The sequence below is a fragment of the Amycolatopsis camponoti genome (assembly GCF_902497555.1).
Classification (GTDB): domain Bacteria; phylum Actinomycetota; class Actinomycetes; order Mycobacteriales; family Pseudonocardiaceae; genus Amycolatopsis; species Amycolatopsis camponoti.
This window is the reverse complement of record NZ_CABVGP010000002.1, coordinates 60954-76473: the sequence shown is the minus strand read 5'-3', so window position 1 is coordinate 76473 and position 15520 is coordinate 60954. Positions and strand designations below refer to the sequence as shown.

15 protein-coding genes are annotated in these 15520 nt (G+C 72.4%); 5 read left to right on the top strand and 10 right to left on the bottom strand.

The genetic code is table 11. From position 1 onward, the window contains the following. The first annotated feature begins 3 nt into the window (after window positions 1–3). A complete protein-coding gene (locus AA23TX_RS21140; protein WP_196425470.1) occupies window positions 4–1152 on the top strand; it encodes an FAD-dependent monooxygenase in 1149 nt (382 codons plus the stop codon). On the opposite strand, the gene AA23TX_RS21135 is transcribed toward AA23TX_RS21140, so the two are convergent. Genes AA23TX_RS21135 through AA23TX_RS21125 form a run of 3 tightly spaced genes read right to left on the bottom strand, consistent with a single transcriptional unit; the run spans window position 1097 to window position 4081 of the window. Then, the gene (locus AA23TX_RS21135) at window positions 1097–1771 is read right to left on the bottom strand and encodes a response regulator transcription factor (protein ID WP_155544610.1); all 675 of its coding nucleotides are present in this window, start codon (window positions 1769–1771) and stop codon (window positions 1097–1099) included. The two genes, AA23TX_RS21140 and AA23TX_RS21135, sit on opposite strands and share 56 nt — an antisense overlap. Beyond that, window positions 1768–3327, bottom strand: a complete 1560-nt coding sequence (locus tag AA23TX_RS21130) for a sensor histidine kinase (RefSeq protein ID WP_155544609.1) — start codon at window positions 3325–3327, stop codon at window positions 1768–1770. Before AA23TX_RS21130 ends, AA23TX_RS21135 begins: the two co-directional genes overlap by 4 nt. 46 nt (window positions 3328–3373) lie before the next feature. Next, on the bottom strand, window positions 3374–4081 hold the full coding sequence (locus AA23TX_RS21125; protein WP_155544608.1) for a dienelactone hydrolase family protein: 708 nt from the start codon (window positions 4079–4081) through the stop codon (window positions 3374–3376). 25 nt (window positions 4082–4106) lie between these two features. Here AA23TX_RS21125 and AA23TX_RS21120 point away from each other — a divergent pair, with 25 nt between their 5' ends. After that, the gene (locus tag AA23TX_RS21120; RefSeq protein WP_086863938.1) at window positions 4107–4316 is read left to right on the top strand and encodes a hypothetical protein; all 210 of its coding nucleotides are present in this window, start codon (window positions 4107–4109) and stop codon (window positions 4314–4316) included. Beyond that, a complete protein-coding gene (locus AA23TX_RS21115; protein WP_155544607.1) occupies window positions 4313–5056 on the top strand; it encodes a hypothetical protein in 744 nt (247 codons plus the stop codon). The genes AA23TX_RS21120 and AA23TX_RS21115 overlap by 4 nt, the downstream gene beginning before the upstream one ends. Here AA23TX_RS21115 and AA23TX_RS21110 read toward each other — a convergent pair. Both AA23TX_RS21110 and AA23TX_RS21105 read right to left on the bottom strand, forming a co-directional pair. Beyond that, window positions 5038–5259: a hypothetical protein gene (locus AA23TX_RS21110; RefSeq protein WP_086676319.1), complete on the bottom strand. Its 222-nt coding sequence runs from the start codon at window positions 5257–5259 to the stop codon at window positions 5038–5040. The genes AA23TX_RS21115 and AA23TX_RS21110 overlap by 19 nt on opposite strands. 8 nt (window positions 5260–5267) lie before the next feature. Further along, on the bottom strand, window positions 5268–6392 hold the full coding sequence (locus AA23TX_RS21105) for an inorganic phosphate transporter (protein ID WP_155544606.1): 1125 nt from the start codon (window positions 6390–6392) through the stop codon (window positions 5268–5270). Between the two features lie 232 nt (window positions 6393–6624). Between AA23TX_RS21105 and AA23TX_RS21100 the strand changes: the two genes are divergently transcribed. Both AA23TX_RS21100 and AA23TX_RS21095 read left to right on the top strand, forming a co-directional pair. Beyond that, on the top strand, window positions 6625–8043 hold the full coding sequence (locus AA23TX_RS21100; protein ID WP_155544605.1) for an acyltransferase: 1419 nt from the start codon (window positions 6625–6627) through the stop codon (window positions 8041–8043). Between the two features lie 81 nt (window positions 8044–8124). Further along, on the top strand, window positions 8125–8991 hold the full coding sequence (locus AA23TX_RS21095; RefSeq protein WP_155544604.1) for an alpha/beta hydrolase family protein: 867 nt from the start codon (window positions 8125–8127) through the stop codon (window positions 8989–8991). Here the strand turns inward: AA23TX_RS21095 and AA23TX_RS21090 are convergent. The 5 genes from AA23TX_RS21090 to hutU all read right to left on the bottom strand — a co-directional run bounded on the left by AA23TX_RS21090 (window position 8975) and on the right by hutU (window position 15518). Further along, entirely contained in the window at window positions 8975–10132 is a 1158-nt protein-coding gene (locus AA23TX_RS21090) for an FAD-dependent oxidoreductase (RefSeq protein WP_230862643.1), read from the bottom strand. The two genes, AA23TX_RS21095 and AA23TX_RS21090, sit on opposite strands and share 17 nt — an antisense overlap. A gap of 121 nt (window positions 10133–10253) precedes the next feature. Then, complete coding sequence (gene hutI / locus AA23TX_RS21085; RefSeq protein WP_155544603.1) at window positions 10254–11399, bottom strand: imidazolonepropionase; 1146 nt, start codon at window positions 11397–11399, stop codon at window positions 10254–10256. Beyond that, a complete protein-coding gene (locus tag AA23TX_RS21080) occupies window positions 11387–12676 on the bottom strand; it encodes a formimidoylglutamate deiminase (RefSeq protein WP_155544602.1) in 1290 nt (429 codons plus the stop codon). The genes hutI and AA23TX_RS21080 overlap by 13 nt, the downstream gene beginning before the upstream one ends. Next, window positions 12673–13869: an allantoate amidohydrolase gene (locus AA23TX_RS21075; protein ID WP_155544601.1), complete on the bottom strand. Its 1197-nt coding sequence runs from the start codon at window positions 13867–13869 to the stop codon at window positions 12673–12675. The genes AA23TX_RS21080 and AA23TX_RS21075 overlap by 4 nt, the downstream gene beginning before the upstream one ends. Further along, a complete protein-coding gene (gene hutU, locus AA23TX_RS21070; RefSeq protein WP_155544600.1) occupies window positions 13866–15518 on the bottom strand; it encodes a urocanate hydratase in 1653 nt (550 codons plus the stop codon). The genes AA23TX_RS21075 and hutU overlap by 4 nt, the downstream gene beginning before the upstream one ends. Window positions 15519–15520 lie beyond the last annotated feature (2 nt).

The following is a 15520-nucleotide window of genomic DNA, read 5'->3' as shown; positions in this document are numbered from 1 at the left end:
GTCATGCGAGCAGTGGTGGTCGGCGGTGGCATCGCCGGGCTGGGGGCCGCGATCGGGCTGCGTCGGGTCGGGTGGAGCGTCACCGTTCTCGAACAAGCCGAAGAGCTCGGCGACGTCGGCGCCGGCATCTCGCTCTGGCCGAATGCCTTGCGCTGCCTCGACGAACTCGGCGTCGACCTCGGCGAACACCTCGTCGCCCAGGACCAGGGCGGGCTCCGTGACCGCCGCGGAAGGTGGGTCACCCGGTGGGACGCGGCCGGTTTCCGAAAAGTCCACGGGCGGCCGCTCGCCGGCATCCACCGGGCCGACCTCATCGCCGGCCTGCGCGACGCACTTCCCCCGGAGAGCCTGCGCACCGGCACCAAAGTCACCGAAGTGACCGAAGACGGCGTCGTCCGCTTCGGCGGCGGCGAAATCCGGGCCGACCTCGTCGTCGCCGCGGACGGCATCCGCAGCCCGATCCGGCAGGCGCTCTTCCCACATCACCCCGAGCCCGTCCACAGCGGCAGCGTGGCGTTCCGCGGCGTCACCCACCACCCGGGCACCGGGCTGAGCACCACCTTCGCCCCCGGCACCGAGGTCGGCGTGCTCCCGCTGACCGGCGGCGACGTCTACTGGTTCGTCTCCTACGTCGCCGGGCCCGGCGCCCGCCCGGCCGACCTCAAGGCGTACCTGAAGGAGCACTTCGGCGACTGGCACGACCCGATCCCGGCGCTCATCGACGGGACACCGCCCGAAGCCCTGCTGTACCACGACCTCTACCACCTGGCGACGCCCCTCGAGACTTACCTCCGCGGCCGGGTCGTCTTCCTCGGCGACGCCGCGCACGCCATGCCGCCGTTCCTCGGCCAGGGTGGCTGCCAGGCCCTCGAAGACGCCGTCGTACTCGCGCACAATCTGTCCACAGTGGACAATCTCGACGCCGCCCTCGCCCATTACGACGCCGAAAGACGACCACGCAGCCAGCGGGTCGCGCGTGCGTCGGTGCGGGCGGGCAAGGCCGGGCCGCAGCTGACCAACCCGGTCGCGGTCGGGATTCGCACCGCCCTGCTCAAGGCCCTCCCGGCCCAGGTGACCGCCCGGGTTGGCAAGGACATCAGCGGCTGGCGGCCTCCGCGTCTCCCCCGACCAGCCCCGCCTCGTACGCCGTGATCGCCGCCTGCACCCGGTTCTTCACGCCGAGCCGGGTCAGGATCGTGCTCACGTGCGCCTTCACCGTGCCCTCGACGACGAACATCCGCGCCGCGATGTCCGCATTGGACAGTCCGGAACCCAGCAACGTCAGCACTTCCCGCTCGCGCGGCGTCAGCACCGCGACCTTCGCACGCGCCGCCGCGGCCCGGGAGAGCCGGCCGCCCGACAGGCGCGCGATCACCCGCTGCGCCACCTTCGGCGAGAGGAACGCGGCCCCGTCGGCGACGGCGTGGATGCCGGCCAGCAGTTCGCGCGGGTCGCCCGACTTCAGCAGGAACCCGCCCGCGCCGAGCCCGAGCGCGCGCTCGATGTACTCGTCCTCGCCGAACGTCGTCAGCATGATGACGCCGGTCGACGGCAGCAGCCGCCGGATCTCGGCCGCCGCGCCCAGGCCGTCCAGCCCGGGCATCCGGATGTCGAGCAGCACGACGTCCGGATGGGTGGCGAGCGCCTGCGCCACGGCCGAACGCCCGTCGGCGGCCTCGGCGACGACCTCGATCCCGGCGTCCGCGCCGAGGATCGCCGCCACCCCCGCCCGCATCAACGCCTCGTCGTCGGCCAGCACGACCCTGATCACGATCCCCCCTCGGTGAACCAGTCCTTGGACACGAGCTTCCCGTCGGCGAAGCACAGCCGGTAGGCGGCGTAGTCGTTGTCGAGCCACGATCTTCCGGTGCCGTAGTACTCGCACGCGGCACCGGGGACCGAAGGCGGCTCCCCGCGCACCGGACGCGCGGCGCGCTGACGTTCCGGCAGGGTCAGCTCGGCCCGCGGCTGCCCGAGCCGCAGCCGGTCGTAGACGCCGCCGGGCAGCTCCGAAGAGTTCCACTGGTAGAGGAAGGCGATTCCGCTGACCGCGAGGAGCACCCCGAACAACGCCAGCGGGACGGCGACCGCTTGGAACAGGCTCCGCCGCACGTCGCGCCGGGCCACCTCCAGGGCCCGGGCCGACGTCGACTGCCCGACCTCGTCGTCGGCGGCCTCCCGCAGCTCCGGGGTCTCCTCGACCGGCGCGGCGTCGTGCGGCAGCGTCGCGGTGACGGCGAACCCGCCTTCGTGCGGTCCGGCGCGCAGCGTCCCGCCGACGAGCCGGACGCGTTCGCGCAGCCCGATCAGCCCGAGGTGCCCGGACGCGGCGCCGGGCAGCGGGCCGGCGGGGGGCGGCGCGTTCACGACGCGGACCGAAGTCTGCGAGCCGGTGCTCGTCACGCGCACGGTCACCGCGGCGCCCGGCGCGTGCTTGGCGACGTTCGTCAGGGCTTCCTGCACCACGCGGTACGCGGCGCGGGCGACCATCGGGGGCGCCAGCTCACTGTCCACTCGCGCGTCGATGAGCAAGCCGGACGCCCGCGCCCGCGAGATCAGCTCGCCGAGGTCGCCCTGCACCGGCTCGACCGGCGCGGCGTCTTCGCGCAGGACGCCGATGATCTCGCGCAGCCGGTCGGTCGCGGCCGCGGCGCTGGTCCGCAGCTCCGCGGCCGCGTCGCGCTGGACGTCGTCGAGCCCGCCCGCGACCTCCAGCGCCGCCGCCCGGACGGCGATCAGGCTCAGCTCGTGGCCCAGCGAGTCGTGCATGTCGCTGGCGATCCGCGCGCGCTCGCGCAGGCGGGCCTGGTCGGCGACCAGCCGCTGCCTGCTCTCCATCTCCTCGGCCCGGCGCCAGCCGGTGCGCGCGAGCTCGCCGCGCACCCGGACGTAGCGGCCGAGCAGCCACGGCGAGAGCCCGGCGAACACCAGGATCGCCATCATCGAGCCCCAGTCGCCGAGGCCGTCGGGGCCGACGAGCAGCGACAGCGGGATGCCCAGCAGCGAGACGGCCGCGCCCGTCAGCAGGGCGGGCCGGGCCCGCTCCATCCGCAGCGCGGCCTGGTAGCTCATCGCCACCAGCACGAACACCGTCCACACCGGCACGCGGTCGCCGTAGGGGAACGGGACGGCGAGCGTCCCGGCCAGGGCGATGCCGAGCGAGACGGCCGGGTACCGCCGGGCCGTCACGACCGATCCCGCGACGACGACCAGGCCGCCGGCCAACTCCCAGTACGACGGCGCCCCGACGACCACGGTGAAGGCGAGGAACAGCCCGAGGAGCACGTCCAGCACCACGCGCCACCTGCGCTTCGTCACCTCTCGCACAGGTTCGAAGCTACAAGCCGTGACCGCGGGCGACCACTGCCGAAAGTCAACCCTTGAGGGCGTCCAGGAAGGCCAGCGTCTGCGGCCAGGACAGCGCGTACGCGTCGGCGTTGACGGCGGTGCCGTGCCGTGAGGAGTCGCTGAAGCCGTGCTCGGCGCCCGGGAAGTGCTGGGTGAACGTCGCGCCGCGCGGGCGGGACTGCAACGCCGTCTGCAGGCGGGCGAACGTCTCGTGCGAGACGACGGCGTCGGCCTCCGGGTAGGCGACGAGCACCGGTGCGGTGATCGTGGTCGACAAAGCGACCGTGTCGAGGTCGTGGTTCGGCGGCGCCGGGTCGCGGACCGTCGGGTGGTACGCGACGACGCCGGAAAGCCGCTGGTCACGGGCGGCGAGCAGGAGCGCGAAGCGGCCGCCGAGGCACCAGCCCATGACCCCGGCCGACGTGCAGCCGAGGTCGCCGAGCAGATGGTCGAGCAAGGCGGTCTGCTCGGCCAAAGCGGTCTCGTCGCGCAGTTCGCCCAGCTTGGCGCCGAGGTCCTCGCGGGAGGTGTTGTCGGTGCTCGCGCCGTGGAAGACATCCCAGGTCAACGCCGTGATCCCGCGGCCGGCCAGCTCGTCGGCCCACGCCCGGACCTGCTCGCCGATGCCGGTGATCATCGGCAGGAGCAGCATCCCGCGCTGCGAGCCACCCGACGGGCGGGCCAGGTACGCGGAGAGGTCGCCGACACGGACCGTGGACGTCTCGATGCTCATGTCCGCATGATGCATGATCTCCACCATGGCCGAGCGCACACTCGCCGAACAGTTGGGCGGCTACCTCCCCGAAGGCATCGAGGCCCTCGAAGAGCACGAACGGCAGGACCTCGCCGACGCGCTGCGCGACGCGCGCAGACGTCAGGCGAAAGCCCTCGCCGAAGCGGGCGAAGAGGGCCTTCGGTACGTCCCCGCGCTGCTGCGCGGCGCGGTCCGGAAAGCGGTCGGGCTGTGACGGACTACGCGGCCGAAGCCGAGATCCTCAAGCTCGCGCGCGTCCTCGACGTCGAGCCGGCGCGGCTCGAGTACCTCGCCCGCGTCGACGCCGACGACCTGCAGGCGTTCCGCGAACAGGTCACCGACACGCTGTTCGACGCGAACATCGCCGTGCTGCAGCGGATGGCGCTGGCCGCGCGGCTGCTGCCCGGCGGGGTGCTCGCCAAGATCGCCGAGAAGGTGTTCGGCCCGCTGCTGTGCGCGCGGATCGCCGGGCTGGTCGAGGTCTCCCGCGGCGTCGACGTCGCCAAGCGGCTGCACCCGCGGTTCCTCGCCGAGGTCGCGGCCGAGCTCGACCCGCGGCGCGCGAGCGCGATCATCTCCCGCATCCCCCTCGAAACCGTCCTCGCGGTGGCGGCCGAACTGGGGCGCAAGGAGGACTGGATCACCCTCGGCCGGTTCGTCGGGCACCTGCCCGACCCGACCGTGCGGCGCGCCCTCGACGAGATCGACGACCCCGGCCTGCTGCGGATCGCCTTCGTGCTCGACGACAAGAACCGCATCGACCACGTCGTCGGCCTGCTCCCGGCGCACCGGCTCGGCCGCGTGATCACCGCCGCCGGGGCCGACGAAGCCCTGTGGACCCCGGCGCTCGACATGCTGAACCACCTGAGCGCCGAGCGCCGGAGCACGCTGGCCCCGATGCTCGGCGGGCTCCCGGACGGGCTCCGGGAACGCGCTCAGGCGACGATCAAGTAGATCCCGTAACCGACGATCGCCGCGCACAGCGCGAAGCAGATGACCGCCCCGGCCAGCGGGCCGGTGCCCGAGGCACCCGATTCGCGGGCCGACTCGCGCTGCGAGAGCCCGACCACCCCGAACGAGAACAGGCTCGTCAGCACGACCACCGAAGCGAGCGCGACGACGAAGACGAGACCGAGGGAACCCCAATCGATGTGCATGGCGCTCCTCAGGCGTTGGCCGGCTGAACGGCCGGCTCGGACTCGTTGATGGAGTTGGCGTTGACCGGGTTCCGCTTCGACGCGAGGTAGATGCCCACCGCGACGACGACCCCGGCGAGGCCGATCAGGACCGTGCCCCAGGTGCCGAGCGTCGACACCTCCGCGGCGACCGCGCCGACGATCGCGGCGGCGGGCAGCGTCAGCGCCCAGGCCACGACCATCTTCCCGGCGACGCCCCAGCGGACCTCGGCGAGCCGCCGGCCCAGGCCGGAGCCGATGATGCCGCCCGAGCAGACGTGCGTGGTCGAGAGCGCGAACCCGAGGTGCGCCGAGGTGAGGATGACCGCCGCGGCGCTGGTTTCGGCCGCGAAGCCCTGCGGCGTCTGGATTTCGGTGAGCTTCTTGCCCATCGTCTGGATGATCCGCCAGCCACCGAGGTAGGTGCCGAGCGCGATCGCGGCGCCCGCGGTGAGGATGACCCAGATCGGCGGGTTGGAGCCCGGCGCGAGCGAGCCCGACGCGATCAGCGTCAGCGTGATGACACCCATCGTTTTCTGCGCGTCGTTCGTGCCGTGCGCGAGCGAGACCAGTGAAGCCGACGCGATCTGACCGGCCTTGAAGGTCTTGCCCACGGTCTTGTCCTTGGCCCGGGCGGTGATCCGGTAGACGAGGAAGGTGCCCAGCGTCGCGACGATCCCGGCGACGATCGGCGAGGCGAGCGCGGGGATCAGCACCTTCTCGACGACCTTGCCGAAGTGGACGGCGTCCGAGCCCGAGGCGATCCAGGTGGCGCCGATCAGGCCGCCGAAGAGGGCGTGCGACGAGCTCGACGGCAGCCCGATGAGCCACGTCACCAGGTTCCACACGATCGCCCCGACCAGGCCGGCGAAGATGATCACCGGCGTCACCTTGGTGTCGTCGACGATGCCGCCGGAGATCGTCTTCGCGACCTCCACCGAGAGGAACGCGCCGACGAGGTTCAGGACCGCCGACACGGCGACCGCGACTCTCGGCTTGAGCGCGCCGGTCGCGATCGAAGTGGCCATCGCGTTGGCCGTGTCGTGGAAGCCGTTGGTGAAGTCGAAGGCCAGTGCCGCGACGATCACCACCAGCACGATCAGTGAGAAGTCCATAGGTGACTCTCCCGTCCCGAAGTCGCTGCGAAAAAACGCTACCCAGCGGGTGCCCGGCACCCGATCCCGAAGGCGTGACGGCTGGCTGAACTCTCCATGAACCGGTAAGCGCTTTCCCGGCATATCCGGCAATTCAGGCAGGGTAGGGCCGGCCCGACCACCGATCCGGTGGTCTGGCCCAGTGCGTCCGGCCCGGTTCGCTGCGACCGTCGATCGGACGAAAGGGGCAGCGATGAACAAGCTCGGGTGGGCGGTCGTCGCGACGGTGGCGTCGGCGGTGTTGTTCTTCTTCGGCACGGGCCTGGACCCGGTACCCGAACTCGCGTGGCTCGCCCCGCTGCCGATCCTGCTGCTCGCACCCCGCGTCCCGGGCGCGGCCGCGCTCGGCTGCGCGTTCCTCGCCTACCTTGCCGGCAGCGCCGGCACCTGGAGCTACTTCTGGCATTCGCTGGCGGTCCCGCGTCCGGCGGCGATCGCGATCCTCGCCGGCAGCGCGCTGCTGTTCGCGTTGTCCGTCGGCCTGTTTCGGCTGCTGGTCCGGCGCCGCCACGGCTTGGTGGCCGCGTTCGCCGCGCCCGCGTTGTGGACCGTCGCGCTCTACGTCGTTTCGCTGCTGAACCCGACCGGGCTGATGGGCACCCTGATGACCACCCAGGCCGACCAGCCGGACGTCCTGCGGATCGCCGCGGTGACCGGCGGCTGGGGCGTCGAGTTCCTGGTGCTGTTCGTCCCGGCCGCCGTCGCCGCCGCGCTCGCCCCCGGGGTCCGGGCCCGGTCCCGCACGGCCGGGCTGGTCGCCGTGGCCGCCGCACTGGGCGCGCTCGTCTTCTGGACCGTGCCGGCGCCCGCCGGGCCGTCGACGCGGATCGCCCTGGTCGCGCCGGGGCAGAGCCGCTGGGCCGTGGACGTCGCCACCCCGGACGGCCAGGCTCTCGTCCAGTCCTATGTGGACCAGATCCGCCGGCTGCCGGACGGCGTCCAGGCCGTCGTGCTCCCGGAAGCCGCCTTCGCGGTGGACGAGGCCAGTCGCCCGCGCCTCGTCGACGCCTTCACGGACATCGCCCGGGTCCGCGGCCTCGACGTCGTCACCGGCGTCCTCGACACCACTCCCGAAGGCCGGTTCAACGCCGCCCTCGCCATTCCGCCGTCCGGCGCGCCGGTCGAATACCGCAAGTGGCACAACGGGGATTCGAAGAACATCGCCTCCGGCACCGGGCTCGCGCACCTCGCCGGGATCGGGCTCATGGTGTGCATGGACGTCAACTTCGCCGACCCCGGCGGCGAATACGGCGAAGCCGGCACCGGCCTGGTGCTCATCCCGGCCTCCGACGAGGACGCCGACGGCTGGGAGCACAGCCGCACGGCGCTGATCCGCGGCGTCGAGAACGGCTTTTCGGTGGCGTGGAGCGCCGCCCGCGGCACGCCGATGCTCTCGGACGCCCAGGGCCACGTCCTGGCCGATGCCCACACCGGCGGCGGCCCGTTCACGGTGGTGGTCGCCGACGTCCCGATCGGCCCGGGCAAGACCCCGTACGCCCGCTTCGGCGACTGGTTCGCGTGGCTCTGCGGTCTCGTCGCGGTGGCCGGGATCGTCGTCGGGACCCGCAAGACGTCGTTGTCACCCGTCACAACGAACACCCGTCATCTCTGAGCGTTCTCCCAGTTCGCCTCCAGTGGTATGTGACAGACCATGATCTGCATCACCTACTGACGGGTAACTGGAGGCAACGGAATGCGGGTCACCAACGGCGGTGTCAAGCGAATCCTGACCGTGCTCGCCGCGGCGCTCACCTTCGGCGCGGTCGCGCCGGCGATCGCCGAAGCGGCGCCCACCAGCGGCTGGAACGACTGGGGCTGCCGTCCGTCGGCCGCCCATCCGGAGCCCGTCGTGCTGGTGCACGGCCTCGGCGCGAACGACACCGTCAACTGGTTCTTCCACGCGCCGAAGATCGCCGCCCAGGGCTACTGCGTCTTCTCGCTGACCTACGGCACCGGCATCCTCGGCCCGGGGGTCGGCGGGCTCGCCTCGATGCGCGACAGCGCCGCGCAGCTGGGCCGGTTCGTCGACCGGGTGCGGTCCACCACCGGCGCGGCGAAGGTCGACATCGTCGGCCACTCCGAAGGCAGCACCATGCCCGCGTACTACCTGAAGTACGACGGCGGCGCGGCGAAGGTCGCGCACTTCGTCGGCTTCGGCGCGAACTACCGCGGCACCACCCTCGGCGGCCTCGACAAGCTGGCGAAAGCGTTGCTCACCACCGTTCCCGGGCTCGACCTGGTCCTGAAGACCGCCTGCGGCTCGTGCAAGGAGTACCTCGCGCCGTCGGCGTTCCTGGACGACCTCGCGCGCGGCGGTGTGCACGTTGCCGGGCCGGCGTACACCAGCATCGTCAGCGAGTACGACGAAGTCGTGACGCCGTACACCAGCGGGATCATGAACGAGCCGGGGGCGACGGACATCGTGCTGCAGGACTTCTGCGCCGCCGACGCGTCCGGGCACCTGAGCCAGGCGGTCGACCCGAACGTCACCGGCTTGATCCTGCACGCGCTCGATTCGTCCTACACGCCGAAGTGCACGCCGTTCACGCTTCCGCTGTGAGCGGGTTCTGCCCGAGGTACCGGCGTCCGTTCTCCGCGGACTCCCGGACCGCGGCGAACCCGTAGCCCACCATCGCCGGCTCGTAAGCCGCCACGGCTTCGAGCGGCGGAGACCCGGCCAGCGCGGACGCCAGCGCCGCACCGTCGCGCAACGCGGTGTTGGCGCCCGCGCCGCCGGCCGGGCTCATCGCGTGGATCGCGTCGCCGACGAGCGTCACCCGCGACGGCTCCCACGGCCCGATCGGCACGCTGGTGCGGATCGGCTGCGGGAACGTCGCCGGGACGTCCCAGTGCTCGACCATCGCGCGGGCCAGCGAGTGCCAGCCGTCGACCAGCCCCAGGGCCACTTTCTGCAGGTCACCGGGGGTCATCGCGGCGAGCTCCGCCTCGTCGTGGCCGACGACCTCCCAGCGGGCGCCGACCGAACACGTCATGTACGGCTCGTCGTCGCGCAGCCGCAGGTCAGGCGCCAGCCGGGCGCACGCGGCGGCGACCGGTTCCGGGTAGTCGACCGGCGCGAACCCGGCCATCGTCCGGTCCGGGCCGACCATCATCGAGAACACCGCGAACATCTCGGGCTCGAACAGCGCCCGGGTTTCCGCGGTGAGCGGGGTCCGGCCGTAGAGGTGCACGAGCCCGGCGTCGACGACCTGGGCGTGCGGGAGGTACCGCTGCCGCACGACGGAGTTGATGCCGTCCGCGCCCACCAGGAGGCTGCCGCGGGCGGAAGTGCCGTCGGCGAAATACGCGGTCACGCCGTCTTCGTCGGTCTCGTGGTGCGTGAATCGCTTGCCGTAGGCGACTTCCTGGCCGTGCAGCAGGATCTGCCGCAGGGTGAAGCGGTTGATGTTGAGGTGGGTGCCCTCGTCTTCCAGGCGCGTGAGCAGCCGCAGCTGATCGTCGTAGACGTTCGTGTGCGGCAGCGCCCGGCCCGCCGTGGCGCGGAAGAGTTCGTGCAGCTCGGGAGGCAGTACGTCGCGCAACGCCGTATCGCCGACGCCGCTGATGTGCAGCCGGTAGCCCTGCTTGCGCGCGCCGGGCGACTCGTCACGTTCGTATACCCGACACGGGATTCCGGCTCGGCGCAGGCCGTGCGCGAGACTCAAGCCGCCCAGGCCGGCGCCCACGATGATCACAGACACAGTTGTCCCTTCGTCGCTTCCGAGGAAGGGACGCACAGGTAAGCCTGCATGCCGTGAAAGCACAACGCCGCCCGGACTAACCCATACCGGACTGTGTCTTCGCGCGTCCTCGCCGACGACGTTAGCGCACCCGATCTCCGGCGCGCCACACCGAGTTCGTGAGCGGCACGCCCGGCCGGTACGCCAGGTGCGTCACCGACGGCGCGTCGAGCACGTGGACGTCCGCCCGCGCGCCGGGCCGCAGCACCCCGACGTCGTCGCGGCGCAACGCCTTCGCGCCGCCCGCCGTGGCCGACCAGACGGCCTCCTCGATCGTCATGCGCATCTGCAGCACCGCCGTCGCGACGCAGAACGCCATCGACGTCGTGTACGAGCTGCCCGGGTTGGCGTTGCTGGCCAGCGCGACGGTCGCGCTCGCGTCCAGCAGCCGCCGGGCCGGCGCGAGGGGCTGCCGGGTAGACAAGTCGCACGCGGGCAGCAGGGTCGCCACGGTTTCCGACGCCGCGAGGGCCTCCACGTCGGCGTCGCTCAGGTAGGTGCAGTGATCGACGCTCGCCGCGCCGAGGTCCACCGCGAGCCGCACGCCGGGACCTTCGCCGAGCTGGTTGCCGTGCACGCGCAAGCCGAGCCCGCGCTCGGCCGCGGCCTTCAGGACCCGCGACGACTGGGCCTCGTCGAACGCCCCGGTCTCGCAGAACACGTCCGCCCAGCGCACGGAACCGGCCACCGCGTCGAGCATCTCGCCGCATACCAGGTCCACATAGGACTCGGCGTCGGCGCCCGGCGGCACGAGGTGCGCGCCGAGGAACGTGACCTCGTCGGCCACTTCCCCGGCGATCCGGGCGCTGCGGGCCTCGTCCGCGACCGTGAGGCCGTAGCCCGTCTTGGTCTCCAGGCAGGTCGTCCCCTGCCGCGCCGCTTCGCCGACGTGGCGGCGCAGGTTCGCCGCCAGCTGTTCGTCGGACGCCTCCCGCGTCGCGCCGACCGTGATCGCGATTCCGCCTGCCGTGTAGGGCTTTCCGGCCATCCGTGCCTCGAACTCGGCGGTGCGGTCGCCCGCGAAGACGAGGTGCGTGTGGCTGTCGACCCAGCCTGGCAGCACCGCGCGTCCCTCGACGTCGACGCGCTCGTCGGCGTCCGGCGCGTCTTTCGCCGGCCCCACCCAGGCCACTCGCGAGCCGTCCACGACGAGGGCGGCATCGGTCAGCCGGCCCAGCTCGGCGTCGTTGGTCGTCAGCTCGCCGATCCCCGTGATCAGGAGTGCCACAGTGCCTCGATCTCCTTCGCCAGAACGGTTTCCGGTCGCTCGATCAGCTGGTGCTCGCCTTCCCGCACCACCTCGCGGCCCGCCACCACGACGTGCCGGACGTCGGCCCCGGACGCGGCGAACACCACGCCCGACGGCTCGATCCCGGCCGTCCGCACCGAGTCCAGCCCGACCGTGACGAAGTCCGCGCCCCGGCCTTCGGACAGCGCACCGACCTCCGGCCAGCCGACCGCGGCGTGGTCGGTGCCCGCCTCGAGCAGCTCTTCGGCGGTGAACCGGCCACGTTCCTCGCTGGCCAGCCGGTCGTCCAGCTCCAGGGCGCGGGTCTCTTCGAAGGCGTCGACGACGGCGTTGCTGTCACTGCCGACGCCGAGCCGGACACCGGCGTCGCGCAGCGCACGAGCCGGGCCGATGCCGTCGCCGAGGTCGCGTTCGGTGGTCGGGCAGAAGCACGCGCGGGCCCGGGCGGCGCCGAGCCGGTCGATGTCCTGCCCGGTGAGGTGGGTGGCGTGCACGGCGACGAGCCGGTCGGTCAGCACCCCTCGCCGGTGCAGCAGCTCGGTCGGGGTGCAGCCGTACGCGACCTGGCACTGCTCGTTCTCGGCGCGCTGCTCGGAAAGGTGGATGTGCACGACGCGCACACTGTCCACAAGCGACAATTCAGCGGCCGGCACCGCCCGCACCGAGTGGATCGCCGCGCCGACGCGGAACAGCTCGTCTTCCTTCAGGTCTCCGACGCGCGACGCCCACGCCGAGGCCGAGCCGTCGGAAAACCGCCGCTGCACCTCGTCCGGTTCGACGCCGATGCCGCCCGTGAGGTAGCAGGTGTCCAGGAGCGTCAGCCGGATCCCGGCGTCCGCCGCGGCCTGCCGCAGCGCCTCCCCCATCGCGTTCGGGTCGGCGTAGGGCTTCCCGCCGGGCGCGTGGTGCAGGTAGTGGAACTCCCCGACGCTCGTGTACCCGCCGAGCACCATCTCGGCGTAGACCCCGCGCGCCAGCCGGTAGTAGGTGTCCGGGTCGAGCCGCGCGGCCAGGGAGTACATCCGCTCGCGCCACGTCCAGAACGTGCCGCGCTCGTGGTGCGTCCGGCCCCGCAGGGCGCGGTGGAAGGCGTGCGAATGCCCGTTCGCGAAGCCGGGCAGCGTGAGCCCGGTCAGGACCACGCCCTCGCGGGGCGCGCCCGCGGTCACGCTCGTGATGCGGCCGTCGGCGACGTCGATCCGGACCCCGGACGCGATCCCGCCGGGCAGCCAGGCCTGTTCGCACCAGAAAGTCATCGCGCCAGGTGCCCCAGGACGTCGGTGAGAGCGGTCGCGCCGGCCTCGACGTCGCCGGGCTCGGCGAACTCCTCGGGCGAGTGGCTGATCCCGGTCGGGTTGCGCACGTACAGCATGCCGGCCGGGACGAACCCGGCGAGGATCGCCGCGTCGTGCCCGGCGCCGGTCGGCAGCTCCGGCGGCGTGCCGAGGCGATCGGCGAGGTCACGCCGGAGGGCGTCGTCGAACACGACGTCGTCCGAATAGGACTCCCGGGTCACCGTGACCCGGCAGCCTTCCTCCTTCGCGGCGGCTTCCGCGGCCTGCTTGATGTCCTCGACCAGCGCGGGAGTCACCGTGCCGGGCACCCGCGCGTCCAGCCAGAGGTCCACAGTGGACGCGATGACGTTGGTGCCACCCGGCGTCGGAACCAGCCGGCCGACGGTCGCGCGCGCGTCCGGCACCGCCCGGGCCAGCCGGCGGACGGCGGTGACCGTCGCGGCGGCGGGCAGCATCGGGTCGGCCCGGTCGTCGATGAGCGTCGCGCCGGCGTGGTTCCCCTGCCCCTCGAAGGAGAACCGCCACCGTCCGTGCGCGATCACCGTGCTGCCGACGGCGACCGGCGCGCCGAGGTCGATGAGCCCGCGCCCCTGCTCGACGTGCAACTCCAGGAACTTCCCGATCAGCCCGAGCCGCTCGGGGTCGGGGCCGATCAGCGCCGGGTTGAAGCCGGAGTTCCCGGCCGCCTCGGCGAACGTCACGCCGTCGGCGTCACGCAGCCCGCGCGCCCGGTCGGCGTCGATCGTGCCGGTGAGCAGCCGCGAACCGAGGCACGGGACGCCGAACCGGCCGCCTTCCTCTTCGGCGAACACGACGACGGCGAGCGGCTTGCCGGGACGAGAACCCTTGTCCCGCAGCCTTTCCACCGCGGCCAGTGCGCTGACGACGCCGAGCGGGCCGTCGAAGGCACCGCCGCCGGGCACCGAGTCGAGGTGGCTGCCGGTGACGACGGCGTCCGGGCCCGGCGGTCCCCACCAGGCCCAGATGTTGCCGTTGTGGTCGGTGTCGACGTCGAGTCCGAGGCCCAGCGCCCGCTCGCCGAACCACGCGCGCAGGTCCTGCTCGGGCGAGTCGAACGCGTGGCGCGAGTAGCCGCCGCGCTTCGCGTCGCGTCCGACGTCCCCGATCTCTTCCAGAAAACCGGAAGCCGTCACGCCTGCTCCCGCATCGGGATCCGCACGCCACGCTCGTCGGCGACGTCGTTCGCGCGGTCGTAGCCGGCGTCGACGTGGCGGATGACGCCCATGCCCGGGTCGTTGGTGAGCACGCGCTCCAGCTTCCGCGCGGCCAGCTCCGTCCCGTCGGCCACGCTGACCTGGCCGGCGTGGATGGACCGGCCCATGCCGACGCCGCCGCCGTGGTGGATCGACACCCAGCTCGCCCCGGAGGAGGTGTTGACCAGCGCGTTGAGCAGCGGCCAGTCGGCGATCGCGTCGGAGCCGTCGGCCATGGCCTCGGTCTCGCGGTACGGCGAGGCGACGCTGCCGGAGTCGAGGTGGTCGCGGCCGATGACGACGGGCGCCTTCAGCTCGCCGCTGGCGACCATCTCGTTGAACCGCAGGCCGGCCAGGTGCCGCTCGCCGTAGCCGAGCCAGCAGATCCGGGCCGGGAGCCCCTGGAAGGCCACGCGTTCGCCGGCCAGCTTGATCCAGCGGGCGAGGGATTCGTTCTCCGGGAACAGTTCCAGCATCGCGCGGTCGGTGGCCGCGATGTCCTCGGGGTCGCCGGAAAGCGCGGCCCAGCGGAACGGGCCGTTGCCCTCGCAGAACAGCGGGCGGATGTAGGCGGGCACGAAGCCGGGGAAGTCGAACGCGCGCTCGCAGCCGCCGAGCTTGGCTTCGCCGCGCAGCGAGTTGCCGTAGTCGAACACCTCGGCGCCCTTGTCCATGAACCCGAGCATCGCTTCGACGTGCTCGGCCATCGACTCGCGCGCGCGGTCGGTGAACTCGTCGGGCTTCTTGGCCGCGTAGTCGTGCCAGTCTTCGACGCCGACGCCCTTGGGCAGGTAGGACAGCGGGTCGTGCGCGGACGTCTGGTCGGTGACGATGTCGACCTCGACGCCGCGGCGCAGCAGCTCCGGCAGGATCTCGGCGGCGTTGCCGACGATGCCGACCGACAGCGGCCGCTTCTCCCGCTTCGCGCGGGTGACGCGCTCGATGGCGTTGTCGAGGTCACCGGAAACCTCGTCCAGGTAGCGGTGCTCGACGCGGCGCTGCGCGCGCTGCGGGTCGCACTCGATGACCAGCGCGACGCCGTCGTTCATGGTCACCGCGAGGGGTTGCGCGCCGCCCATGCCGCCGAGGCCGGCGGTCACGGTCAACGTCCCGCGCAGCGTGCCGCCGAACTTCTTCTTGGCGACGGCGGCGAACGTCTCGTACGTGCCCTGGAGGATGCCCTGGGTGCCGATGTAGATCCACGAGCCCGCGGTCATCTGGCCGTACATCGTGAGGCCCTGCTGCTCGAGGCGGCGGAACTCCGGCCAGGTCGCCCAGTCGCCGACCAGGTTCGAGTTGGCGAGGAGCACCCGCGGCGCCCACTCGTGGGTGCGGAACACGCCGACCGGCTTGCCGGACTGGACGAGCAGCGTCTCGTCGTCGTCCAAAGTGGTCAGTTCGCGGGTGATGGCGTCGAAGCTGGCCCAGTTGCGGGCGGCCTTGCCGGTGCCGCCGTAGACGACCAGGTCCTCGGGGCGCTCGGCGACCTCGGGGTCGAGGTTGTTGTGGAACATCCGCAGCGCGGCTTCGGTCTGCCACGACTTGGCGGTGAGCTGGGTGCCGCGGGCGGCACGGACAACGCGGGACATTC